We start from the raw sequence: 23,998 nt of genomic DNA on the forward strand, positions 1-23,998 counted from the left end.
TCTTATCCTGGGACATCTGACGCCGCCGCCCGGCGGCGCGTCGCGCAACGCCAAAACCAGACGGGGACAACGATGCTGGACACCGAACTGCGGACCATGATCGACGAGGTGAAGGACGGCCGCATGGATCGCCGCGCCTTCGTTCAGCGGATGCTTGCCTTCGGTCTCACCGCGCCGATGGCGACGCAGATCCTCGCGGTCGGCGGCGTGGCCATGGCGCAGAGCCCCGCCCCCTACAAGCCGACCAAGCGCGGCGGCGGTGGCCCGCTGAAGCTGCTGTGGTGGCAGGGAGCGACCTTGCTCAATCCGCATTTTGCCACCGGCACCAAGGACCAGGACGGTTCGCGCCTGTTCTATGAGCCGCTCGCGAGCTGGGACGCCAACGGCAACCTTTGTCCGATTCTCGCTGCGGAAATCCCGTCGACTCAAAACGGCGGTCTCGCTGCCGACGGCAAGTCGGTGACCTGGAAGCTCAAGCCCGGCGTCAAATGGCACGACGGCAAACCTTTCACCGCCGACGACGTCGTGTTCAACTGGGAATACGCCCGCGACCCCGCTACCGCGGCGCTGACGATCGGCGTCTACCAGGACATCACCGTCGAAAAAATCGATGACCTTACCGTCCGTATCCTGTTCAAGAATCCCACCCCGTTCTGGGCCGACGCCTTCGTCGCCGTGGTCGGATGCATCCTGCCCAAACATCTATTCGCGGAATACAAGGGCGCCAAATCCCGCGAGGCTCCGAACAATCTGAAGCCGGTCGGCACCGGCCCCTACAAGTTCGTCGAGTTCAAGCCGGGCGATCTTGTGCGCGGGGAAATCAATCCCGACTACCACATGCCGAACCGCCCCTACTTCGATACGATCGAGATCAAGGGCGGCGGCGATGCCGTCTCGGCGGCACGCGCTGTGATCCAGACCGGCGAATATGACTATGCCTGGAACATGCAGGTGGAAGACGAGGTCCTGCTGCGCCTGGAGAAGGGCGGCAAGGGCAAGACCGTCTACACGACCGGTGGCGACATCGAATTCATCGCACTGAACTTCACCGATCCCAACACCGAGATCGACGGCGAACGTTCGTCGATGAAGACCAAGCATCCGCTGTTCTCCGATCCAGCCGTACGCAAGGCGCTGGCGCTCCTGATCGACCGCGAAGCCGTTCAGAAGCACATCTACGGTCGCGCCGGCCGCACCACGGCCAGCTTCCTCAACGGTCCCGAACAATTCGTCTCCAAGAACACGAAATGGGAGTTCAGCGTCGAGAAAGCGATCCAGGTGTTGGAAGAGGCTGGATGGAAGGCCGGGGCCGACGGGATCCGTGAGAAGGACGGCAAGAAGCTGAAAATCCTGTACCAGACCTCGATCAACGGCCCGCGGCAGAAAACCCAGGCGATCGTCAAGCAGGCCTGCCGGAAGGCCGGCATCGACATCGAACTGAAATCGGTGGTGGCCTCGGTGTTCTTCTCCTCCGATGTCGCCAATCCCGACACCTATTCCAAGTTCTACGCTGACATCCAGATGTTCCAGATTCCGATGACCCAGCCCGACCCCGCTCAGCACATGCGGCGCTTTCACTCGCGCTTCGTGGCCACCAAGGAAAACAAGTGGCAGGGCCGAAATTTCCCGCGCTGGGTCAACAAGGAGTTTGACGCGGCGATCGATGCGGCCGAGGCCGAAACCGATCCGGTCAAGCGTGCGGCACTCTATATCAAGGCCAACGACATCATGTGGCAGGACACGGTGACCATCGCCGTGCAGCACCGCCTGAAGGTCGGCGCGGCAGTTAACTCGCTGCGGCCGGTGCTCAGCGGCTGGACCAACGACACCGACAATATCCAGGACTGGTATCGAGAGGCCTGAAAGCCGGCATAGGGGCATCATCCTCATGCGGCAGTATATCCTGCGTCGCCTGCTGATCGCAGTGCCGAGCCTGCTCGGCATTTCGCTCGTCCTGTTCACGGTGCTTGCGCTGGCGCCCGGCGATCCGTTCGCAGAGCTCGTGACCAATCCAAACGTGCCGCCCGAAGTGGCAGCAGCGCTTCGGACCAAGTTCGGCCTCGACGATCCGGTCTCTGTCCGTTACCTGCGCTGGCTCGCGGCGATGGCGCAGGGCGACTGGGGCTTTTCCTTTGTCAGCCGGATGAACGTGGATACGCTGATCCTGCAGCGCCTGCCGACCACGCTCTACGTGATCGGCTCGGCGCAGGTGCTGGCGCTGCTGATCGCCATACCGGTCGGCGTCTTCGCCGCCACCCGGCCCTATTCGATCTTCGACCAGATCGCCAACACGCTCGCCTTTATCGGCTTTTCGCTGCCGACCTTCTTTACCGGGCTCTTGTTCATCCTGGTGTTTTCGATCACGCTGGACTGGCTGCCGTTTGTCTATACAACCGACATCAAGGCGACCGGCATCCGCTGGGTAATCGAACACGTGCGGCAGGCCATCATGCCGGTGATGGTGCTCGGCCTGTTCCAGGCGGCCTCCATGACGCGCTTCGTGCGCTCGGCCATGCTCGATGTGATCCGCCTTGACTACGTCACCACGGCCCGCGCCAAGGGCCTTGGGCAATCGAGGGTCATCGTCAAGCACGCGATGCGCAACGCGATGATTCCGGTCGTCACCCTGGTCGCGTTGCAGATGCCCGCCGTGTTCGGCGGCGCCATTGTCACCGAGCAGATCTTCCGGATTCCAGGAATCGGTTCACTGCTGATTTCCTCCATCCTCTCCAACGACACGCCGGTTGTGATGGCCGTGACCTTCGTCTTCGCTTGTCTTGTGGTGCTCTTCAACCTGATCGCGGATATCCTCTATGGCTGGCTTGACCCTCGCATCTCCTTCCGCTGAGCGGCGGCCGGCCTGGTCGCCCTGGCGCGAGACTTGGCGGCGCTATCGCCGCCATAAGCTCGCCGTGGTCAGCGCGTTCCTGCTGCTTGTCCTGATCGCAGCGGTGGTATTTGGCCCATTCGTCTGGCGCGTCAGCATCAACGAGATCGATTTCAATGCGCGCCTTGAGGGCCCCTCGCTCGCCCACCCCTTCGGCACCGATGATCTCGGGCAGGATATCCTCGCCCGCATGATCTATGGTGGACGTATCTCGCTCGCGGTCGGGCTTGCCGCCATGGCGGTCGCCGTCCTCGTCGGTACGCTGATCGGTGCGCTCGCCGGCATGTCGCGCGGGGCGCTCGGGCACGCGCTGATGTGGCTGACCGACCTGTTCCTCTCGCTACCGCAACTGCCGCTGCTGCTGCTTCTGATCTATCTGTTCCGCGACGGGCTCAAATCCGTGTTCGGGCCCGAGGGCGGCATCTTCATCCTGATCGTGCTCGTCATCGGCGGCCTGCGCTGGATGCCGGTCGCGCGGCTGGTGCGCGCTCAGTTCCTCTCCTTGCGCGAGAAGGAATTCGTCGAAGCCGCGCGCGCGCTCGGCGCCAGCCCGTTGCGGCAGGTGGTGCGGCACATCCTGCCTAACGCAGTCGGCCCCGTGATCATCGCCGGCACCATCGACGTCGCCGCCGCGATCATCGCCGAATCGACGCTGTCGTTTCTCGGCCTCGGCTTTCCGCCGGATACCCCGACCTGGGGACGGCTATTGTTCGACGCCAAGGACTATCTCGACATCGCTGCGCATTGGGCGATGTTTCCGGGCGGCGCCATCTTCATCGCGGTCGTCGCAATCAATTTCATCGGCGACGGCCTGCGCGATGCGCTCGACGCGCGGCGGGTGATCTGATGGCCCCGTTGCTCGAAATCAAGGGCCTGAAAACCCACTTCGCCACCGACGACGGCATGCTGAGGGCGGTCGACGGCGTCGACATCACGCTTAACAAGGGCGAGACGCTCTGCGTGGTCGGCGAGTCCGGCTGCGGCAAGACCGTCACCGCGATGTCGATCCTGAAACTGATCGCAATGCCGCCCGGCCGCATCGTCCAGGGCCAGATCCTGTTCGAGGGCCGCGACTTGGTGCCGCTCTCGAGCCACGAACTCGACGACATCCGCGCCAAGGATATCGGCTTCATCTTCCAGGAACCAATGACCTCGCTAAACCCGGTGCTATCAGTCGGCGAACAGGTTGCCGAGAGCCTGCGCCGCCACGAGGGCCTCTCTAACAAGGACGCACTCGCCCGCACGGTCGAGATGTTCAAGCTGGTGCAGATCCCCAACGCGGAAGCCCGGGTCCATGATTACCCGCATCAGTTCTCGGGCGGCATGCGCCAGCGCGTCATGATCGCGATGGCGCTGGCCTGCAAGCCCAAGCTCGTCATCGCCGACGAGCCGACCACCGCGCTCGACGTGACCATCCAGGCGCAAATTCTCGACTTGTTGCAGGACATGAAGGAACGCTTCGGCATGGCGGTGATGCTGATCACCCACGCCATGGGCGTGGTGGCCGAAACCGCGCAGCGGGTCGTCGTTATGTATGCCGGCAAGGTGGTCGAAGAGGCCGATGTCGACAGCCTGTTCGAAAGCCCGCGCCATCCCTACACGCAGGGCCTGATCCGCTCGATCCCGCGCATCGACCTTGCTGCCGCGCACAAGACCCGGCTGGAAGCGATCGGCGGCTCGGTGCCTATCCTGATCAATCCGGCGCCCGGCTGCCGCTTCGCGCCGCGCTGCCGCTACGCCTTTGGTCGTTGCGCCGAACAGGAACCGGTGCTGCGCGAGGTCGCACCGGGCCATCGCATGGCGTGTCACCTCGAAGACGTGCGCGGAGAGACGGCATGAGCGAACCCCTGCTGCGCGTCACCGGTCTGAAAAAGCATTTTCCCGTCAAGGGCGGACTCCTTTCGCGCGAGGTCGGGCGCGTGCATGCGGTGGACGGCGTGTCGTTTGCAGTCAATCGCGGCGAAACGCTCGGGCTGGTCGGCGAGTCCGGCTGCGGCAAGTCCACCACCGCGCGCTGCGTGCTGCGCCTGGTCGAACCCAGCGAAGGCGAGATCGTCTTCGATGGGCGCGACGTGCGAGGCCTTTCCGGCGGCGACCTGCGCGCCATGCGGCGCAATATGCAGATCGTCTTCCAGGACCCCTTTGCCTCGCTCAATCCGCGCATGACGGTCGGCGCGATTCTCGGCGAAGCCTTCACCATCCACGCGCTCGCTTCCTCGGCAAGCGAGCGGGATGACCGCGTGGCGAGCCTGCTCGTCAAGGTCGGGCTGAAGGCCGAGCACATGCGCCGCTACCCGCACGAATTTTCCGGCGGCCAGCGCCAGCGCATCGTGATTGCGCGCGCACTTGCGGTGGAGCCGAAGTTCATCGTCTGCGACGAACCGGTTTCCGCGCTCGACGTCTCCATTCAGGCGCAGGTAATCAATCTATTGGAAGACCTGCAGGCCGAGCTCAAGCTCACCTATCTGTTCGTCGCCCACGATCTCTCCGTGGTCGAGCATATTTCCGACCGCGTCGCAGTGATGTATCTCGGGCGCATCGTCGAACTGGCTAACGCGAGCGACCTTTACCGCAATCCCCGACATCCCTACACGCAGGCGCTGCTTTCCGCCGTGCCGGTGCCGGACCCGAAGGTGAAGCGCAAGCGTATCCGGCTGCAGGGCGACGTACCTAGCCCGATGAACCCGCCGCGGGGTTGTCATTTCCACACCCGCTGCCCGATCGCCGAGCCGCGCTGCCGGGAAAGCGCGCCCGAACTGAAGCAAGGCAGCGAGGGGCATTTCGTGGCGTGTCATCTGGCCTGACAGCGACGGCTTATTCCGCCTGGCTATCCGCCGCTTCTCATGCGGCGGCGGCAAAGAATTCAATCCCTGAAAACAATACGGCCGCGCCCCGGCAGCGGTCGAACCACTCATGCCGGGGCGGGGCCGAAATGAGATCGTGGGCGCTAGTCTAGCGCGTCTGGATGCCGTTTTTGCGGATCAGGTCCGAAAGCTGGGACAAAAGCTCCCGAAGCCTGGCATTCTCCTCGATCAGCGCATGGGCTTCGTCGGCCTGTTCGTTTCGACGAAGGGCGGGCTCGTCCCCGCGCAGGGCATTCTCAAGCAGTGAAAGAGCGTCGTCGGTCGGTTCCTCAACCCAAAATGAAGGTTCAGCGCGGCGGTCTCGCTTATTAAGCTGCGGATGGTCTACTCGCATGATTGATACTCCAATTTTTAAAAAGCGGAACGTGCCCCCAGTCACCCTGTCTCGCGCGCGGAGAATGAGGTGAGTCGGCAGGCAAATTTGCGACTAAAATTGGAATCGTGCGGAGACGACCCCGGCGCTAAAGCGGCGTGATTGCGGCAAGTCGTAAGGTCCGCGCGGGGCAAACCTGCAGCCTGCGCGTGCGATCTAGAGAAAGGTCGACAATTGATAGAGAGCGTAAAGAACCTCAAGCCCCATGAGAACGAGGGCTGCGATCATCAGATAATAACCAAAATGCATGCGAAATTTGAAACCAATGCCTCTCGCGGCCCGTGCGGAATCGCGTCGGGCCGTAAATCAAACTCGATACGCGTCGGAAGGGACAAGCCTCCAGCGAACCATGCGTCGGGCAACCAGGAACAAAAAAGGCCTCCGCCGCCGCGGAAGTGACGCCTTTGCCTCTGCCTTTGTCGCGAGCCTCTTCTTGACCGGAGGTCTCTAGTTCGACGCCAGCTCGCCTGTTCACACACCGTGGAAAATCTTGATTCCCCACAGCACGATGACGATGGCCAATACCAGCGTAGCCGCCGTCAGTACACTTTCTAAGGAAGCGACTCTCATACTAACTCTCCGCTTCCCAGCCCCGCTAACGGTCTAGGCGATTCGTTGATTCGACCGCAATCGCGCGATCACAATGGCTTGAACGTTGCTTGGCGGTTGTGTTTTAGAAGTCACACATGTGGGTATGGCGGCGCATTTCGCCACCGCGACGACGCAGCCACGCGCCTGCGAGAGCGGAAATGCCCCGCCTCTTACGACGGCTTCTCGATTGCAGGGTTTATTCGGGCCGGCTTGCCGGGACGTAGGGACTGGGCGGAACCGGCGCGCTTCGCCGCCGTTCGGCGAGCGCCGCCAGGCGATCGTATTCTTCCGCCACCTTGAGCAGGCGCCCCTGATCCTTGACGGCAACCGCAGCTAGCTCCCTCGTCCGTTCCGCGCGCTTGCGCCAGTGCTCCGCATTGGTCAGGAAATCCGTCATCGGTACGCCCCTAAGGTGGTTTGCTCCCCAGCCCACCCCGAGACGCCAGAAAGGCCGACGGTACGTCAAAAATTAGGCCTAATCCGATCTGCCGTGTGACTCGAACGACGCATGAACTATCTGGCGAGCCTTTTCGCCGTTGCCTTTCCGACGCAAATTTGCCCCGGACTCAATGGAAAGTTCGTCGCTGAAAAGGCGACTGTGCCACCTTGTGATCAGGAAATTGTCATGAGTACCGAACATTCACCGCGTGCCAGACAGGCCGGCGTCGATGCATTTCGGGACGCCGGACATCGCGACAACGTCGTGCCGCTGCGTCAGGGCAAGTACGAGCTTCAAGCGCGCGACGCGCCGCTTCGAGGCGACGCCCTCCTTGCCGCGCTATCGCCCCTGCTCGACGAAGCCGACGGACTTCGCAGAGATGGCGCCCGGCAGCAGGAAAACGGCAATCTCGGGCTGCTGCTCGAGGAGAATGTGCGGCTGCGAAAGCTTGCGGTCAGGCTGTCGAATCTTCTTGGCGACCTTCCCGAACAAGGTAAGTGAGATCGGCCTTGCCGCCGCTCGTCACGCATAGGTCGCGGTAACGCTCCCGAACGGGCCGAAATCCGCGACATAGGTCTCACCGGGCTTCGGCCGCAACATGCCTGTCAGCGTCCCCGTGCTGACGGTCTGTCCCGCCTTCATTCCGATGCCGGTGCGCGAGAGCTCGTTGGCGAGCCAGGTGAGCGGCACCATGGGATGGTCGAGCGCCTCCCCTGCCGTGCCCTTTCGCCGCGGCATGCCGTTGCAGGTCAACGACACTTCCTGCCCGGCGATGTCGCGCGTCTTCCAATCGGGGATCGCGGCGCCGCAGACGATGATGCCGCTTCCCGCGCCATCGGCGAGGATCGCGGGCAGCGGCGGAAACGCGGCGTCGTGGACGAAGCGGCATTCGGCGAGTTCGATTCCCGTATGCAGCGACACTACCGCCTCGGTGACCTCAGCCAACGTGTAGGACTTTTCGCGCGGCGGCAGATCGACGCCCAAGCGCGCCTGATACTCGACTTCGGGAATCGGGCTGCAGAGTTTGGCATGCCCGACGCTGGCCGGTGACTCCATGATCGGAGCGAATACCCGGCCATAGATCGGCGAGTCCGTGCGCAGCTGACGCTGCAGCCCCTCCTTCATGCCGGCGATCTTCCAGCCGACGACCTCCCAGCCCAGTTCTTCCGCGACCATGCCGGCGACGCGATAGGCTGTCGCCTTGTCGGGCGGCACCAGCCGTCGATCGAGGCCGCTTTGCGGGCGTCGGTCACGGCGCAGCGTCGCGAGCAGGCGGGCGAGTTCACGTTGGTGAGCGATGTCCATGACCTATCCCTGCACCAGCGCGGTAGCCTCGCGCAGCGATACCGGCGCATCGCCGAGCAGCAAATCGATCGCTGCGTTCTCCCAATGCTGCGCCTGCAGATTGGTAGACGAATGTTCGGCCAAGCGATGCTCGAGCACAAAACGCGAAAGCAGCAGGCGGCGTGCGTCGCCGCCGTCGTTGCCGAGGCGCGTACCTTCGGACGCCAATAGCGCAGCCGTCGTGGCGTGGTAGAGTTTTCCGGCGGCTATCCTGCAAAAACGCTCGTTCGCCGGATCTGCAGCAACCTCTTCCGCAAACCGCATCGCATCCGTCAGCGCGCCGGAAAGGCGCGTCCGAAACTGACCCGGCATCCCGGCCGTGTCCTCCAACCGGCGGCCGAGATCATCGCGCAACGCTTCGTGGCCCCGCGCCTTTCCGACCGCGCGCTGCACCGCATCGAGCGCGTTGATGTTGCTGGTGCCCTCCCACAACAGGCCGAGATGGGCATCGCGAACCAGCCGCGCGTTCGGCCAGTCCTCGATGTAGCCATTGCCGCCGCGGGCTTCCATCGCACCCGTGGCGACCGTGACGTTGTCCCGGCACGCCCGGTATTTTGCGATCGGCGTCAACAGCCGCAGCACCTTGTCGGACGCGGTTGCCGCGTACAGTAGCGCCGACAGCGCCTGCTCGGTTGGGACCATCAGCTTGAGCAGTTGCCGGCGCATCAGCGGATGATCGATCACCGCGCGGCCGAACGCGTTGCGATGCCGCGCGGCGATCATCGCTTCATTGAGACATCGCCGCATCATGCCGGCCGCGCGGGCAAGGTGCGACACCCGGCTCGAATTCACCATGACCAGCATGTGCTTGAGGCCCTGATCGAGCTCGCCGAGCTGGTAGGCTGTGGCGCCCTCGAAAACGATCTCGCCGCTTGCCATGGTGCGGCTGCCGAGCTTGTCCTTCAACCGCAGGATCCGGTACGAATTCCGCCGTCCATCGGGAAGCACTTTTGGCATCAGGAACAGGCCGAGGCCGCGACCGCCCGCCACCGCGCCCTCGGGCCGGGCGAGCAGCACCGCCAGTTCGGCGTCGACGTTCGAGCAGAACCACTTTTCGCCCCACAGCTTCCAATCCTGGCCATCGCTGACAGCAGCGAGTTCGCCGGCGCCCACATCGGAACCGCCGGTCTTCTCCGTCATGAATTGCGCGCACTTGAGCAGCGTGGCGGGATCCTGACTCCACATCCGTTCGAGATATCGCTGGCGCAGCTCATCCGTGCCGAAACGGCGCACCAGCTCCGAAGAACTGTCGGTGAGGTTGACGGGGCAAAGCAGGCCGAACTCGGCCTGCGCGAACAGATAGTGAAAGACGTATTTTGCGATCGGCGGCATCGACGAAGGCCAGTCCAGCACGCCGGCGCGATTGCACATCGCGTGCATGCCGAATTTTCCGAACGCGATGCTTTCCATCTCGCGGTACGCAGGGTGATACTCGACCCACTCCTCGTCGCGGCCATAGCCGTCGCGCGGATGCAGCACCGGTTGATGGCGCTCGGCCTGGTCCGACAGGTCATGCAGCCGGCCTCCGGCGAGTTCGCCGAGTTCCGAAAGGTGCGGCGCGAGATGCGCCAGCAGTGGAGCCTCCATGTATTGGGGCAAGAGGCCGCGCAGGCTTTGGTCGAGCGAATAATAGTTCAGCCCGCGACAGGTCGGCGCCAGTGCTCTGGAGCGCCGGGCTGCCGCCTCGCGGCCGGTCCGATCGACATGAATGGTCATGGGCATCTCCCTCGGCTCCGCCCGCCCGGGCCGCACCGGCCTGGACGAAACTTGCGGAAAATATCGGCGTATGAGCCGGGGAGCTCCCGTGCAAACGACTTCTTGGGTCGGGGGCTTGAGCCAGACTCAACGCTGCGGTTCCGCCCGTTTGCCGGCCGGCCCTTTTGAACTAAGCTCCCGCGATGGCATCACGACGACTTCCTCCCTTGCATGCGGTGCGGGCGTTCGAGGCCGCCGCACGGCACTTGTCGATCACCCGGGCGGCCGACGAACTGAACGTGACCGTCGGCGCCGTGAGCCGGCACGTGCGCGCCCTGGAAGCGCGAATGGGGACTGCGCTCTTTCTGCGCGGCTCGCGCGGTCTGGTTCTCACCTCCGCAGGCAAGACCTTCGCCGATTCCGCCCGCGAAGCATTGGACCGGATTGCCGATGCCGCCGACGGGCTGCGGTTGCGGCGTTTCAGGCGGCTTTCGATCGGGGTCTATGGCTTCTTCGTCTCGCGTTTCCTGCTGCCGATTTGGCCCACGCTCAATGCGGCCTATCCCGATCTGGAAGTCGACCTGCACACGAGCTCCAATCCGCTCGACCTTCTCGCCAGCCGTTACGATGCGGTGATCGCCGTCTCGGACGGGCAGCCTCGCGCCGGGCTCGTCACCCATTCGTTGATGCCGATTGCGACCGTGCCGGTCTGCGCGCCGCAATTCATGACGAACGGCGCTGTGGATTTCGCAACCGTTCCTCTCCTGCATGCGCGGCCGCGCCCGGACGATTGGCGGCGGTGGCTCGATCACGCCCAATTTGCCGACGTGCCCGTACAGGGCGGCAGCAGCTTCGAAAGCCTCGGCCTGACCATTGAAGCCGCCGCCGCCGGCATGGGCGTCGCCATCGCCATCGACGGCCTTCTCGCGCCCGACCTCGCACGCGGCAATCTCGTCAAAGCCCATCCAACCGTTCGCTCGACGCGCCGGCAGTTCGTGCTCGAATACGAGCAGCGTATGGCTGACGATCCCGCGCTGACGGCCTTCGTCGCCTGGCTGAACAATGCGCGTGGCCAGCAAGCGCCGAAGAAGTCCGCCGCGAAGAAGACTGCGATGAAGGCGGGTGCAGAACATGCGCGTTGAGTTTCACTCAAGGCGCGTTCAAAAAAGCTCGTTTGCCAGCCTGGTGCTGCTCTGACACAGAGAACCCGACGGTTCAAGGCGCAGCCCTTCGCGCCGAAAGGAGCAGGCATGACGACGTCCCCGGACGACTGGCAGTATCCTTATGACACCCGGCAGCGCTATCATCTGCAGCATATCCATCTCTTCGCATCCAACATCGACGCGACGATCGAGTTCTACCGAAATGGTTTGATGCGGAGGTGAAGTGGGATGGTGACGTCGCCGGCGCTCGCAACGTCCTCGTGAAGGTCGGCATCGGTGCGCTGCATCTATACGACCAGCAGCCGCGAGGCGAAGGCAAGAACGCCGTTCATCATTTGGGAATGCAGGTCGTCGGCATCGAGGAGCTATACGAGCGAATGAAAGCCGCAGGCCTGCACATTCCAAATCCGATCCGCAAACTTGGCGGCGGAGGCGGCTATTTCATGCTCGGCGCTCCGGACGGAGTCGTGATCGAAATATTCGAGCCCGGTGTGCTTCGCGAACCCGTCGTTCGCGAATACTACGGCTTTGGCGGATGAGACGTAGACGGGTAGCGAACGCGGCACCCTCGCATCAAGTATCTTGGCTCACCGCGATCCGCCGTTCCGGCCGCCGGATATCTTCACGCTCGCCGTATGAACTGAACTCGCGCAAGATCTTGTCTCTGTCCTCGGACGAGATGACCGATCTGGGCGCGAACCGGCTGGCATTTTTCTCGAGCAAAGCGTGCCGAAAGCCAAATCGGCAGATCACGCTATCCAGACTCTCATCGTTGCGCCGAAGGCGGCGGCCATGAAACTCCATCCACTTCTCGATCCGTTGCAAGCTCAGGCGCCCAAGGCCCGGCTGCCCAAGGAGTTCGCCCCTGGTATGGAGTGATGCAATCTCGAGCAGGTAGTTGATGCGCGTGGATGGCTCCTTGCTGACGAGCCCCGCGTGGTGACTGCGAATTAGTATGGTTGCAATTCGCTCCGGCAGATAGCTATCGATATGCTGCTCGAAAGGGACGGATTTTATCATGACCGGGTCCACGTTGAGTATCTGCCGACGCGATTGAGAATGAATCTATCAGTACCGCAAGCGCACGCGATCTCGGCTTGTCTCAGTTAGATGGATTCTAAGTCAGATCACCTCGACACGCGCATCTGTACACCCGGGGGTTGCAAGCAATTGCGCGTTGATCGATAAGCCCGTGGACATGGCCAACTCCCTGAAGGCTCGACAAGGACCATTTGCCGCATCGCTTTCAATGGCGCATGCAAGCGTCTCACTCGCGTGGTCGATCGCCGTGAAATGCGCGGCTCCGCAGGATCAATTGCGGGTGCGATGCTTGGGCGATGCGGACATTACGAAGCCGGTTGCGCCGTTGGAACCGGAAGAGATTCTTCTCTGGCTGGCAGCGATACCTCCATCGTGGGAGATCGCTGCCGGCGAACCCGGCTTACTCAGCGTCGAGCGGGTTGCGAAAGTCCTCGATGCCGGTGAGACCGATCGCTTGGGGCGATTCCTGCACATCGAAGATCGAATGAGCTATCTGGCTGCGCATGCGGGCGTTCGCCTCATGCTTGGCGGGCTTGTCGGTCAACCGGCCGAAGCCCTGCGGTTTCAACCATCGGAGCATGGCAAGCCCATACTCGTTGCTGGTCCAATGGAGATCGACTTCAGCCTGAGCCACGCGAGGGGCGCCGTAGCCGTTGCAGTGGCCCGCATGCCGATCGGCGTCGATATCGAACCGCTGCGGGAAGTCGCCGATATGGATTCGGTCGCCGAGATCGTCCTGGCGGCCGAAGAGCGGGAGGTTCTACGGAACGCTCCCGCGGCGCTCCGGTCCCAGCTCTTTCTTCGCTACTGGACCCTCAAGGAAGCCTTGCTGAAGGCGGCCGCCCTCGGATTCACGATAGCTCCGAACACCGTGATCATCGACGCAGGTCCTTCACCTGCCGCGCTTTCGGTGCCGGCCGCGCTTGGATCAGCCGCGCAGTGGCGACTCATCGCGCCCGCCATCTGACGCCCTACGCGATGAGCTCGCGGCGTGAAATCGTCGAAAGCAGCGATTCTGCGATTTCCTGCGAGCGCGTGGCAAGAACGGAGAGTAGCGTATCGCTCAGGCCGTGAGAGGCCTCCGAATATCCCTGAAGATGGATTTGAGGCCGAAATACCGGGGTGGTGACGAGCTTGTAGTTGCGGTCCAAAACGGTGTCGCGAATGTAGCGCTGGATCGGCTCAAGAAACGCGTGCGGCGTCTCCCTGTCATAGCCCGTCGCCAGAATGACGGCATCGTAGGTGGATCGACGCTCTGCACCGCCGAACTTGTCAGCCGTGCCGATCTCGATGCCTTCAGGTGCGGCATCTATACTCGTTATTTCGCTACGCGGGTGCAACGCGATCCCTGTCGTGCCGCTGACGCGCTGCTGGTAAAGCAGTCGATACAACTGGTCCAGGAGGTCGGCATCGACCACCGCATAGTTCGTGTTCCGGAAGTTACGAACGATCGCATCTCGCCGCTCGGCGGGCTGCGCATAAATGAAATCGGTGTAATCAGGATTGAAAATCTCGTTGACGAACGGGCTGCTGTCGGACGGCTTCAAGGCATGGCCGCGAAAGATAAGATCAATGCTCGCGTCCGGAAATCGCCCGCGAAGGTCGACCGTCACCTCGGTCGCGCTCTGCCCTCCCCCGACCACGGCCACGCGCGCGGCCTTTCCACTGAGGCCGATGTCCTCGACCGTGTCGAGATAGCGGCTGGAATGCAATAATCTCGGATCATCGGCGATCTCTGCAAATACTTGCGGGATATACGGTCGCCCTCCCACCGCGACTACCAGGTTCCTCGCAAGCCGCACCGCTTCCTCGCCGGCGAGTGTCCGTGAATGAACGCGCAAGGACGTCACCGACTGCCCGACCGTCACCGGCTCGATGGCGACGATGGTTTCGCCGTAGGCCGCCTGAGACTTGAACTGGGCTGCTACCCACCGCAGATAGTCGTTGAATTCAATCCGGCTCGGATAGAACGTTCGGCAGTTGATGAAATCCTGCAAACGGCCGCGCTTGTGCAGATAGTTCACGAAGGTGAACGGACTGGTCGGATCACGCAACGAAACGAGGTCCTTGAGAAACGAGATCTGCATGTCGCTGCCTGGAAGCAGCATGCCGCCGTGCCAGTTGAATTGCGGCTGCTTCTCCACGAACAGAGCGGCGCATTTCAGACGTGATCTTCTGGCGGATTCATCCAATGCGATCGCAAGCGCAAGGTTGGACGGCCCGAATCCGACGCCAATGACGTCGTGCTCGATCGCAAACTGGTGAGACATAGCTGCGCTCCGTTCGGGCGTTAGGACGTAGTCGCCGGGCTGGTAGCTGCCGGCAGCCACAGCCGGTCACCAAAGAAGCGTTCGCGCAACAGCATCACGAGCGTGGCCCGCTTGTGCGGAAAATCGAAGTTCTTGATTTTGGCGAATCCCGAGACTTCCAGATTGCGGAGTTGCTGCGCATGCGCCGCCGCCGGCTCACCGACGATTCGTTGTGTTCGACAATCATCCAGGAACATGTAGTGCATCAGCGACGGCAGCCAGGCGCTGATATAGCGGCGCCCGCGAAAGGCGTCCTCGCCGACGACGACATGCCAACCGCGATCGTAATCGTCGGCATCGTAGAACGGCGCGATACGATTCTCCTTGGCCCAGTAGAGCTCGAAATAGCCAAACGGTTCGTCATCGAAGCAGCCGATGAGCGGCAGCATGTGCGGGTCCGCCAGGATGCTGGAGAGATAGCGCCGATGCTTTTCGAGATCGCCGGCTTCGTTCCAGAACGCGTCGACGCGGGGATCATTCATCCACCGGTGCAGCAGATGCAGGTCACCGTCCGTGTTGGCGACGCGAAAGGAGATCACTTCGGCGAGCCAGGGTATGAAGCGGGCATAGACCTTTCCCACCGGCTTTGGCGAGCGTCGCGGATGGCGCTTGCCGTCCGTCATGACGTGGAGTTGCGGCAATGGCGGTCGTTTGGCATTGACCAGCCAATTGTCCCTCCGCTGCATGATCAGTTCGGGAAGCAGCACGAGGTCTGTCCCCGCCATGAAAGCGAGACCGTGGCTCATCAGCTCGCGCACAAGCTCCGCGCTGGCTGAATCCAGCACAAGCCGGTCAAGTGTCGGCCGCCATCCAAAAATGGCTTCAGCCGCCGCCGAAACCGCCGAGATCGCCAGTTGCGGATCGTCGGGAGTGGTCAATATTTTCAGGTGATCGAGCCGTTCATCGAGACGCAGGCGCATCACCGTCGTGATACCCACGGCAATGCGGAGATCTCCACCGCCGTCCTGAACGACGGTCACGGAAAAATCCGGTCCGATCGGGAATGCGCGAGGCCCTGTCGCGGAGCTCGAAGCTTTGTTCATCCGGCCCTCGCATCGCAAATTTGGTTGCTTGAAACAGCACGCGATCTTGACGCGCGCCTGCGATGTAAAACACTCGCGTACAGGATGACAAGAAATGCAGGCACACGCAGTTTAGATTTCTTACAAATCTGACAAGACGGCGTCGCCAAAGACATCGCACGCGTTCCCCAGCGCGCATCTCGAAAGAGCCTGAACTTCGATGCAAATTTTCCGGAAGAATAAAATAGCTCTAAAGAGAGGCGTCGGTTGGAACCGATGACGACTTGATGATGTCATGGGTTTTCGCATCGCCCGCGACAATCTTGCCGTACCGCAGTCGCACCAGATGATCAGCCGCGCCGAAATAACGATCATCATGTGAGATCACGATGATCGTCTTGCCCATGCGCTTCAGGTCAGGCAGCAGTTCCGTGTAGAAGATATGCCGAAAGGCAGGGTCCTGATCCGCGGCCCACTCGTCGAACACGAGGATCGGCCTCTCCTCGAGCCAGGCATTCATCAGTGCCAGCCGCTTGCGTTGACCGGTCGACAGGTCCGTCGTTGTAAATACGCCGTTCTCGACCGAGACCTTATGCGCCACCTCCAACCGCTCCAGATAGCGCTCCGCGACCTCAGGCACCATCCCCGCTCCCTGCAGAATATCTTCGAACAGGTAATAGTCGGAAAAGATTGTCGTGAAGAGCTGCCGGTAATCATCCCGCGTTTCCGTCACGACGGGCAGACCGTCGCGAAGCAGCGTACCGCTCTGTGGCGCGTAGAGACCCAGCAGCAACTTGATCAGCGTGGTTTTTCCGCTTCCGTTCTCACCGACAATGAAAACGATGTCTCCCTGCCGGACGTGCAGGTCAATCGGTCCGAGAACGAAGGGGTTGCTGCCGGGCACGGCGCGGAAGCCGTACGATACGCCACGGAGCTCGATCGATTCGATGCTGCCTGATCCATCCGGCGCGACCGAGGGCGCGGCGAGCAAGCCCTGCTCGGGCGTCGCGAACTGCTCCGAAAGCTCGGCGATCCGCTTCATCGCTACCTGCGCACGGCCCAATGCCGGCAGGATCCCGATCACCTGATCGATGGGCCCCCGCATATAGAGCAGCACCAGGACGAAGCCGCTGGAGACGGCGGCCGGGCTGTCGGGCCAGAGGAACGGGCGCAATGTCAGCGCGACGCCGATCACGACGAAGAACAACATCGTGCCCAACGCCCGCGCGGTCACAAAGAGGTTGATCGATTTGATCTGCACCGTGCTGATTCGATCGACGGTGCGCTGAAGCTGGTCGACATAGACTCGCTGACGGCGGGCGCGGTTCAGGCGCAGCTCCTTCGCGCCCTCGGCGATCGCGCGGTAGTGCTTCTGCAACTGGTCTTCGGAATCGCGGGCGACGTTGAAGCCCTGAACGCCGCGCGTTCGCGCATATGCATGCGCGAGCGAGCCGAGAACGATGACCAGCCCCGTGATCAGGAAAAGCGGCCACGACAGCACCGCAAGGTAGACCATGCAGCCGAGCGTAATGACGACGGACACGAAGAAGGAGGAGAAGAAGAACGCGAAATCGCTGATGGTGTCGACGTCATGGGTGAGGACCGGAATCAATCGATGCGTCCGGTAGAATTCGAGCTGGTCGATCGGGGCCACTAAAATTTTCGCGGCGAGCGATTTGCGCAGCTCGGCGATGATCCGCTGTCCAACATAGTTGGCGCTGATATCGGCGCCGATCGAGCCGATCAGGATCAAGAGACACAGGCCCGCAAACGCGAACAGCAGCGTGGCGACGTCGTCTTGCGACGCGTAAAGTCCGCGATTGACGACCGCGAGCAGCCCCGCAACGCTGGCGCCACCGACAACGCCGAGAACGGTGCCGCCCAGCACGATCGGCCAGTAGGGCCGCAGGAGATGCAGAATCTGCGCCGTCAGGCCGCTTCGTGGATTCATCATGAGTGCCGCGCTGGAGTAGAGCTGAAGCGAACCTACACGGCCCGTCGTAATACGAATAGCCTTGCGGGAGTGATGCGAATACATGATGGCAGCATCGCTCTTCCAGAGCTTATTTTTCGGCCTCTTTCGATTGATTCTAATTTGTGATCGGCAACGCGTTTAATAAAATGCGAGTAGTAGAGCCTTTGCATCGCAGCCGGCGAGCGAGTAGGACATGGATCCACCCAGGGACATGGATCCGATGTCGGGCTGCGATATCCGGAAATCGAAGCGTGCGCAGGCCAGCATCGGGCAGGCCCGACTGGAGAAATGACTTTGGATTCGCTTGTTTCCGAAACCCGCATTCCGATTGCTGATGCCTCCGGCCTTGCTGCCCGAATGATCGATCATCTTGCCGAGCATGATATCGCCTTCCAGGACCAAGGCGGCCTGATGGTGGCGAAGCTGCCGTTTGGAACCAGTTCGCTGGCCGTTGAGGCCGAGGCGCTCAAGATCCGCGTCGAGGCCAACGACAAGGGCAATCTGGAAATGCTGCGTTCGGTCGTCGCTTTCCACGTCATCGAGTTCGCCGGCGATGAGCTGCCGACCATCGTCTGGTCCGGCCATGAATCCAACGGCGGCACGCTGGCCAACTTCCGCGAGGTGCGGCTGAAGGCAGCGATCGACCTGACACCCCACATGCGCCGGCTGACCTTCACCGGCGACGACATCGCCCGCTTCGTGAACGACGATGACCTGCACGTCCGCCTGTATTTTCCGCCGGAAGGCCTCGCCAAGCCGGAATGGCCGTGGCCCGCCCCCGATGGGCGCATCCTGTGGCCGGAACCGGAGCGCAGACCCGTCACCCGCTACTACACGATCCGCCGCATCGACCTGCAGGCTTGCGAGATCGACATCGATTTCGTGGTCCACGATCATGCCGGACCCGGCTCGGCTTTCGCCCTCAATGCGCAAACCGGCGCCATTTGCGGCATGGCCGGTCCGCTCGGACGAGGCATTCGTCCGGCGCGCTGGTTGCTGCTGGCGGGCGACGAGACCGCCCTTCCCGCCATTGCGCGAATTCTTGAGATGCTGCCGGCGACGGCAACCGGTGAAGTCTTCATCGAAGTCGCCGACCGGCTTGAGCAGGTTCCGTTGATCGCGCCAGCCGGCGTATCGATCCAATGGCTGCATCGCGACGAGCGTGCGGCCGGGACGACGCAGCTATTGGTCGATGCCGTCAAAGCCGTGCGATGGCCGGATCATCGCGAGGTCTTTGCATGGGTCGCGTGCGAAGCGCAGGCGTTGAAGGCGCTGCGAAACCATCTGCGTGACGAGCGGAAGCTCGCCCGCGAGCAGCATCTTGCGGTCGCGTATTGGAGCCTGCGGCAGCCATGACGTCCCCACATCCGCAGGCCGACGGGACGACATTCACCTCGCAACGCATTACCCCCGCAGGCACTTTCTCATGCATGTAGTTCGGCCAACCGAAATCGCGCAAGCCGCGCCCGATGCGGCCACGCCCTTGTTCGCACTGGACCAGGTGGAGTTCGCTGTGGCGGGGCGCGCGCTGCTCGAACCGCTCACCCTGTCGCTTCCCTCGCGCAGCGTCGTCGGCCTGATCGGGCACAACGGCTCCGGCAAATCGACCTTGCTGAAGTTGCTGGCTCGGCAGCAGCCAAGCTCATCCGGCACGATCCGGTTCGAAGGCCGCGCTTTACGCGAATGGAGCGATCGGGAATACGCCCGCAAGGTCGCCTATCTGCCGCAGCAGACGCCGCCCGCCGCCGGCATGCTGGTGAAGGAGCTGGTCGCGCTCGGGCGCTATCCCTGGCATGGCGCGCTGGGCCGGTTCGGCGACACCGACCGCGACAAGGTTGCGGAAGCCATGGCGCTGACCCACATCGAGCCGTTTGCGGACCGGCTGGTCGATACATTGTCAGGCGGCGAGCGCCAGCGGGTCTGGATCGCCATGCTGGTTGCGCAGGATGCCGAGTGCCTGCTGCTCGACGAGCCGACTTCGGCGCTCGACATTGCCCATCAGATCGAAGTGCTGTCGCTGGTGAAGCGGCTCGCACGGGAGCGCAATCTCGGCGTGGTCGTCGTGCTCCATGACGTCAACATGGCAGCACGCTTCTGCAACGAGATCATCGCCCTGCATTCGGGCAAGCTGATTTCGCGCGGCGTGCCGGACAAGATCATGACGCCTACCGAACTCGAAACCATCTACGGCATTGCGATGGGGGTGATGCCGTCTCCGGATCACAGCCATCTCATCAGCTTCGCACGGTGAGCTCGTTATCATTTGGCGCTTCACCGTCTCGCGTCATCCGCGCTGCGGGCGCAACAGCCAGAGAAGATAGGGCCCGGCGAGCATCATCGCGAAAATGCCGGCCGGCATCTGGAACGGAAATATCACCATTCGCCCGGCCCAATCGGCAAACACCATCAGGATGGCTCCAATCAGCGCGGCCAGCGCCGTCTGATGAACCGCGCGCTGCGCCCCCATCATTCGCGCCATATGCGGCGCGATAAAACCGACCAGGCTCAATAGCCCGACCATCAGCGTCGCGGTCGCCGTCAACAATGCGGTCAGCAGCATGATGATGATGCGGCTTCTCGCCATCGATACGCCGACCGAACGCGAGGCCGCCGAGCCGAGCGGCAGAATGTCGAGCCAGCGAGACAGCATCGGCACCATGATCAACAAAAGGGCCGCCGCGGCGGCGAGCACCGAGGCCTCGGCCGGACTGATCTGATAGAGCGATCCGGTCAGCAACGACAGCAGCATGCCGATGCGCGGATCACCGGTCGCCAGCGCCATGGCGATGATTGCGCCGAATGCCGCGCTCATGGCGACACCAGCCAGCAGCACACGCTCCGGACTGAATTCGGACCGCCGGCTGAACAGCAGAACCATCCCGAGCACGATAAAGGCTCCGATCCCGCCGCCGGCGATCTGCGCCACGCGGGTGTGGGAGGGAAGCAGATAGAGAAGAACGATCACGCCCATCGCGGCGCCGTAGCTGATCCCCATCACCTCCGGAGCCGCCATTGGATTTCCGGTCATGCGCTGCAGCAGCGTGCCTGCCACCGCCAACGTGGCCCCCGCGGCCAACGCCGACACCACGCGCGGCCAGCGCCACGGCAGGAATTCCTGGATGCCGGCGAGACCACTCCAACTCCAGCCCTCGGCGCCGACCCCAACTGCGAGCGCGACCCAGACCACGAGCAACAGCAAGGCCAGACCAAACAGGATCACCCGCCAGGGATGATCAAGACGTGGCGGAACGGATGGTGTGAGGTTTCCGACTGGAGCTGCGGACCGTAGCCGCGGCAACAGCACCAGCAACATGGGCGCGCCAATCAATGCCGTGGCTGCGCCGGCCGGCATCTCGCGATAGCCCGGCGGAATCAGCAGCACAAGCTCGTCCGCCAGCCACAGCAAGCCAGCGCCGCAGAGCGGCGCCCAAATCAGCCGATCGCGGAAACGTCGCGCGCCTGCAAGCATGGCGAGAGCAGGCCCGGTCAGACCGACAAAGCCCAACACGCCGACGACGCTGACCACCGAAGCGCTGAGAGCGATCGCAATGCCAAGCGCGCAGACCCGCGCGCCTGTCAGTCCGAGGCCGAGATTGCGCGCGGTCTCGTCGTCGAAGCCGAGCAAGGTCAGCGGGCGGACCATCGCCGCGATCAGCACGAACGAAATCAGAAACCGCGGCGCCAGGAACGCCGCATTGCTCCAGTCCTGCTGATTGAGATAGCCCGCGCCCCAGATGAACAGGCCGATCAGGTAGTCATGGTTGAGCAACACCAGGGCCTGGGTCGTCACGGCGCAGTAGTAGCCCACGATCAACCCGGCCAGCACCAGCACGACCGGCGATAGCGCACGTTTCCAGGTGAGGCCGAACACGCACAGGAACGCAGCGAACCCGCCGACCAGAGCAATCCACTCGCGGCCCAAAGCAAGCAGCGACGGCGCCCACAAGGTCGTCATGGCCAGCGCGAGATAGGCGCCGTTCGAGACACCGAGCGTGGTCGGTTCGGCCAGCGGATTGCGCAGCACCTGCTGACAGACGGCGCCGGCAAGGCCCAATGCTGCGCCGGCCAATAGCGCCACCGCAATTCGCGGAAAGACGGTATAGTGCACGAGCATCTGCTGCGGATCGTTGATTTCAGGACGCGACAGCACCGGCAACCACGCGTTAACGGGCAGATATCCCGACAGATGCCGAAAGGTCAGCGCAGCCGCCGCCGCAAACAATAAGCCGATCAGTATCGCAGGATGCATCTCGATCCCGGACCGGGCGGGCAGCGCGTCAACCTTGCTCATTGTTTTCCTGCGGCAAACGTTCGGCGAGAAGGCGTGCGAAGCGTTCGGCCGCCGGCACGCCGCCATAGAAAAATTGATTTCCCAGCACCGTCAGCCGCCCCGAGCGGAGGAACGGCAAGGTCCGCAACACTGGGCTTGCGTTGAGCAAGGCTTCAATATCGGCAACCCGCGAACTCATCAGAACCAGCCGCGCATCCGGAACCGCAGCGAGCACTTCAAGACCAACGCTGGTATGTCCCCACGGACCGCTCTGGCCGGTCCAGGCATTCTTCAACCCGAATTGACTGAGGACTTCCTGGTAAAGGCTGTTCGGCCCGAACACGAGCGCACGGTTGCGCGCGATTTCGCTGACGAGGTACAGCGGCTTGTCGTTGCGACCGCGAAGCTGATCGTGGTAGCCGGTCATGGCGGCATCGAAACGCGCCAGATAGGCCTCGCATGCCGCCTGCACGCCGAGACGCTGAGCCAGCTCCATCGTCGAACTGCGCGCTGTTTCAAGCGGATGCCGGCCGGGCTTGAAAATCGTGAAGACCTCGACCGGGGCAATCAGCTTGAGCCGGGGTATTGCGGCAGTGATACTGGGATCGATGATGATGATATCAGGCGCAAAACTCTGCAGCAATTCGAGATTTGGCTCCGAACGCAGGCCGATCTCCTGAACGCTGGACGGGACAGCCGGCTCGACGACGAGCCGGTTGTAACGCTCGATCTCCGGCACAACCAGCGGCACGACGCCGAGCGCCAGTATCGTCTGCGCGCAGGCCCAGCCGAGCGTGGCGACACGGGGGCCTTCTTGCGCGGCGGCTTGAGCAAGCGCCATCGGCCAGCCGCCTGCAACCACCCCGCCGCCGATGCCCGCGCCCACTGTGAGAAACGCGCGGCGAGACAGTCTGTAGTCGGAGAGTAAATTCTTGCTCATGGGGTGCGACTCGGGAACGGCTTGCGGCGAGGCTGCGAGAGACGGGAGTTATGACATAGCGTCATATGCCATACCTTCATATGCTCTGTCTTTCCATGCCCGGCCGCCGCCTTTCGCCTGCGGCGCGAAACGCGCTAGCCAGCGCCTGCCCGATCGCCGCCCGCGCCTGCAGGGCATCGGCCACGACATTGCCCATCCGCAGAAACTCGTGGATCATGCCCGGATAGACCTGCAGGTCGACGGGAACGTCGGCGGCGCGGAGCCTTGCTGCGTAGTCGCGCCCTTCGTCCACCAGGGGATCGTATTCGGCAAGCACGATGAGCGCCGGGGGCAACCTCGAGAGATCTTCCGCAGCCAGCGGCGCAAACCGCCAGTCGTCACGGTCTGAATCGTCGCGGAGATACTGCCGGAAGAACCAGTCGACGGTGCTGCGTTCCAGGAGATAACCGGAACCGTATCGTTCGTAGGAATTAGATGTTTGCCGGGAGCTCAGACCGGGATAGGCGAGCACCTGGAGAACAGGCTGCGGCAGGTTTCGGTTCGCTCTTGCTTCGATGGCAAGCGCCGCGGCGAGCGTGCCGCCAGCGCTATCGCCGCCAACGGCGACGCGATCGGCATCCAACCCCGCAGCCAGCCCATCGCGGCCGATCCAGGCCAGCGCATCGACCGCATCCTCGAACGCGGTCGGAAACTTGTGCTCCGGCGCAAGCCGATAGCCAACGGACAGCACGGCCGCGCCGCTATCTTCGGCGAGACCGCGGCACAATGGCTGATGTGAGTCCAGGCTTCCGACGACAAAGCCGCCGCCGTGCATATACAGAAGGACCGGCGCCGGATTGCGACGGCTCGGCTCCTCCTTGGCGTAGAGCCGCGCGTCGATCGCGGCTCCATCGCGCGTCGGCAGCGCGAGTTGACGCTCATACGCGAGCGCCGGCGGATCGAGATCGAGCAACGGTGAGGATGCATCGAAATCAGCGCGTGCCTGTATGGCCGTCAATTGCGGAAACGGAATGCGTGATCCGCTTTCGGTGCCAACCTGCACCATCTCGAGCAGCGCGGCGATATCGGGATTAAGGCTCATGCCA

Annotated in this window: 23 protein-coding genes and 1 pseudogene; 13 read left to right on the forward strand and 11 right to left on the reverse strand. The window is 62.8% G+C overall.

Going from position 1 to position 23,998, the window contains the following annotated elements; translation table 11 throughout:
* Positions 1-72: 72 nt before the first annotated feature.
* The 5 genes from CQ13_RS13895 to CQ13_RS13915 are packed head-to-tail and all read left to right on the forward strand — an operon-like array spanning position 73 to position 5,691.
* The gene (locus CQ13_RS13895) at positions 73-1,863 is read left to right on the forward strand and encodes a peptide ABC transporter substrate-binding protein (protein ID WP_057843410.1); all 1,791 of its coding nucleotides are present in this window, start codon (positions 73-75) and stop codon (positions 1,861-1,863) included.
* 25 nt (positions 1,864-1,888) lie between these two features.
* Positions 1,889-2,848, forward strand: a complete 960-nt coding sequence (locus CQ13_RS13900) for an ABC transporter permease (RefSeq protein WP_057843411.1) — start codon at positions 1,889-1,891, stop codon at positions 2,846-2,848.
* On the forward strand, positions 2,814-3,734 hold the full coding sequence (locus tag CQ13_RS13905) for an ABC transporter permease (protein ID WP_057843412.1): 921 nt from the start codon (positions 2,814-2,816) through the stop codon (positions 3,732-3,734). The genes CQ13_RS13900 and CQ13_RS13905 overlap by 35 nt, the downstream gene beginning before the upstream one ends.
* Complete coding sequence (locus CQ13_RS13910; RefSeq protein WP_057843413.1) at positions 3,734-4,726, forward strand: ABC transporter ATP-binding protein; 993 nt, start codon at positions 3,734-3,736, stop codon at positions 4,724-4,726. The genes CQ13_RS13905 and CQ13_RS13910 overlap by 1 nt, the downstream gene beginning before the upstream one ends.
* Positions 4,723-5,691: an ABC transporter ATP-binding protein gene (locus tag CQ13_RS13915; protein ID WP_057843414.1), complete on the forward strand. Its 969-nt coding sequence runs from the start codon at positions 4,723-4,725 to the stop codon at positions 5,689-5,691. The genes CQ13_RS13910 and CQ13_RS13915 overlap by 4 nt, the downstream gene beginning before the upstream one ends.
* Before the next feature lie 148 nt (positions 5,692-5,839).
* Here CQ13_RS13915 and CQ13_RS13920 read toward each other — a convergent pair whose 3' ends face one another.
* Together CQ13_RS13920 and CQ13_RS13925 are read right to left on the reverse strand one after the other, a co-directional pair.
* Positions 5,840-6,085, reverse strand: coding sequence for a hypothetical protein (locus CQ13_RS13920; RefSeq protein WP_028346859.1), 246 nt, complete (start codon positions 6,083-6,085; stop codon positions 5,840-5,842).
* Between the two features lie 826 nt (positions 6,086-6,911).
* Positions 6,912-7,112, reverse strand: coding sequence for a hypothetical protein (locus CQ13_RS13925; RefSeq protein WP_057843415.1), 201 nt, complete (start codon positions 7,110-7,112; stop codon positions 6,912-6,914).
* 111 nt (positions 7,113-7,223) lie between these two features.
* On the opposite strand from CQ13_RS13925, the gene CQ13_RS13930 reads away from it, so the two are divergent.
* Positions 7,224-7,655 (forward strand): hypothetical protein, encoded by a 432-nt coding sequence (locus CQ13_RS13930; protein WP_057843416.1) that lies wholly within the window; start codon positions 7,224-7,226, stop codon positions 7,653-7,655.
* 21 nt (positions 7,656-7,676) lie between these two features.
* Here the strand turns inward: CQ13_RS13930 and CQ13_RS13935 are convergent, their stop codons facing one another.
* Together CQ13_RS13935 and CQ13_RS13940 are read right to left on the reverse strand one after the other, a co-directional pair.
* Positions 7,677-8,459, reverse strand: coding sequence for a 2-keto-4-pentenoate hydratase (locus CQ13_RS13935; protein ID WP_057843417.1), 783 nt, complete (start codon positions 8,457-8,459; stop codon positions 7,677-7,679).
* 3 nt (positions 8,460-8,462) lie between these two features.
* Positions 8,463-10,214 carry an acyl-CoA dehydrogenase family protein gene (locus CQ13_RS13940; RefSeq protein WP_156433658.1) on the reverse strand — a complete coding sequence of 584 codons (1,752 nt, stop codon included), beginning with the start codon at positions 10,212-10,214 and terminating at the stop codon, positions 8,463-8,465.
* A gap of 182 nt (positions 10,215-10,396) precedes the next feature.
* Here CQ13_RS13940 and CQ13_RS13945 point away from each other — a divergent pair, with 182 nt between their 5' ends.
* The 3 genes from CQ13_RS13945 to CQ13_RS13950 all read left to right on the forward strand — a co-directional run bounded on the left by CQ13_RS13945 (position 10,397) and on the right by CQ13_RS13950 (position 11,895).
* A complete protein-coding gene (locus tag CQ13_RS13945; protein ID WP_082637450.1) occupies positions 10,397-11,335 on the forward strand; it encodes a LysR substrate-binding domain-containing protein in 939 nt (312 codons plus the stop codon).
* Positions 11,336-11,443: 108 nt separating this feature from the next.
* Positions 11,444-11,578: a VOC family protein gene (locus CQ13_RS46425; protein ID WP_283807505.1), complete on the forward strand. Its 135-nt coding sequence runs from the start codon at positions 11,444-11,446 to the stop codon at positions 11,576-11,578.
* Entirely contained in the window at positions 11,575-11,895 is a 321-nt protein-coding gene (locus tag CQ13_RS13950; protein WP_197427329.1) for a VOC family protein, read from the forward strand. Before CQ13_RS46425 ends, CQ13_RS13950 begins: the two co-directional genes overlap by 4 nt.
* A 34-nt stretch (positions 11,896-11,929) precedes the next feature.
* Here the strand turns inward: CQ13_RS13950 and CQ13_RS13955 are convergent, their stop codons facing one another.
* A complete protein-coding gene (locus CQ13_RS13955; RefSeq protein WP_057843419.1) occupies positions 11,930-12,376 on the reverse strand; it encodes a hypothetical protein in 447 nt (148 codons plus the stop codon).
* Positions 12,377-12,605: 229 nt separating this feature from the next.
* Here CQ13_RS13955 and CQ13_RS47095 point away from each other — a divergent pair.
* A pseudogene (locus tag CQ13_RS47095) lies at positions 12,606-12,995 on the forward strand (4'-phosphopantetheinyl transferase family protein); the annotation flags it as partial.
* Between the two features lie 69 nt (positions 12,996-13,064).
* The gene (locus CQ13_RS44395) at positions 13,065-13,364 is read left to right on the forward strand and encodes a 4'-phosphopantetheinyl transferase family protein (RefSeq protein WP_197427331.1); all 300 of its coding nucleotides are present in this window, start codon (positions 13,065-13,067) and stop codon (positions 13,362-13,364) included.
* 4 nt (positions 13,365-13,368) lie between these two features.
* On the opposite strand, the gene CQ13_RS13965 is transcribed toward CQ13_RS44395, so the two are convergent.
* The 3 genes from CQ13_RS13965 to CQ13_RS13975 all read right to left on the reverse strand — a co-directional run bounded on the left by CQ13_RS13965 (position 13,369) and on the right by CQ13_RS13975 (position 17,682).
* Positions 13,369-14,667 (reverse strand): lysine N(6)-hydroxylase/L-ornithine N(5)-oxygenase family protein, encoded by a 1,299-nt coding sequence (locus tag CQ13_RS13965; protein WP_057843421.1) that lies wholly within the window; start codon positions 14,665-14,667, stop codon positions 13,369-13,371.
* Between the two features lie 20 nt (positions 14,668-14,687).
* Positions 14,688-15,686 (reverse strand): GNAT family N-acetyltransferase, encoded by a 999-nt coding sequence (locus CQ13_RS13970; protein WP_245309172.1) that lies wholly within the window; start codon positions 15,684-15,686, stop codon positions 14,688-14,690.
* Positions 15,687-15,978: 292 nt separating this feature from the next.
* Complete coding sequence (locus tag CQ13_RS13975; RefSeq protein WP_057843423.1) at positions 15,979-17,682, reverse strand: cyclic peptide export ABC transporter; 1,704 nt, start codon at positions 17,680-17,682, stop codon at positions 15,979-15,981.
* A 315-nt stretch (positions 17,683-17,997) separates the two neighbouring features.
* On the opposite strand from CQ13_RS13975, the gene CQ13_RS13985 reads away from it, so the two are divergent.
* On the forward strand, positions 17,998-19,059 hold the full coding sequence (locus CQ13_RS13985; RefSeq protein WP_197427332.1) for a siderophore-interacting protein: 1,062 nt from the start codon (positions 17,998-18,000) through the stop codon (positions 19,057-19,059).
* A 70-nt stretch (positions 19,060-19,129) separates the two neighbouring features.
* The gene (locus CQ13_RS13990) at positions 19,130-19,954 is read left to right on the forward strand and encodes an ATP-binding cassette domain-containing protein (protein WP_057843426.1); all 825 of its coding nucleotides are present in this window, start codon (positions 19,130-19,132) and stop codon (positions 19,952-19,954) included.
* 33 nt (positions 19,955-19,987) lie between these two features.
* On the opposite strand, the gene fhuB is transcribed toward CQ13_RS13990, so the two are convergent.
* The 3 genes from fhuB to CQ13_RS14005 form a co-directional block, all read right to left on the reverse strand.
* Positions 19,988-21,994, reverse strand: coding sequence for a Fe(3+)-hydroxamate ABC transporter permease FhuB (gene fhuB / locus CQ13_RS13995; protein ID WP_197427333.1), 2,007 nt, complete (start codon positions 21,992-21,994; stop codon positions 19,988-19,990).
* On the reverse strand, positions 21,981-22,913 hold the full coding sequence (locus CQ13_RS14000; protein WP_082637452.1) for an ABC transporter substrate-binding protein: 933 nt from the start codon (positions 22,911-22,913) through the stop codon (positions 21,981-21,983). The genes fhuB and CQ13_RS14000 overlap by 14 nt, the downstream gene beginning before the upstream one ends.
* A gap of 76 nt (positions 22,914-22,989) precedes the next feature.
* On the reverse strand, positions 22,990-23,994 hold the full coding sequence (locus CQ13_RS14005; protein WP_057843551.1) for an alpha/beta hydrolase: 1,005 nt from the start codon (positions 23,992-23,994) through the stop codon (positions 22,990-22,992).
* Positions 23,995-23,998: the final 4 nt, after the last annotated feature.

The organism is Bradyrhizobium retamae, from assembly GCF_001440415.1.
GTDB classification, from domain to species: domain Bacteria; phylum Pseudomonadota; class Alphaproteobacteria; order Rhizobiales; family Xanthobacteraceae; genus Bradyrhizobium; species Bradyrhizobium retamae.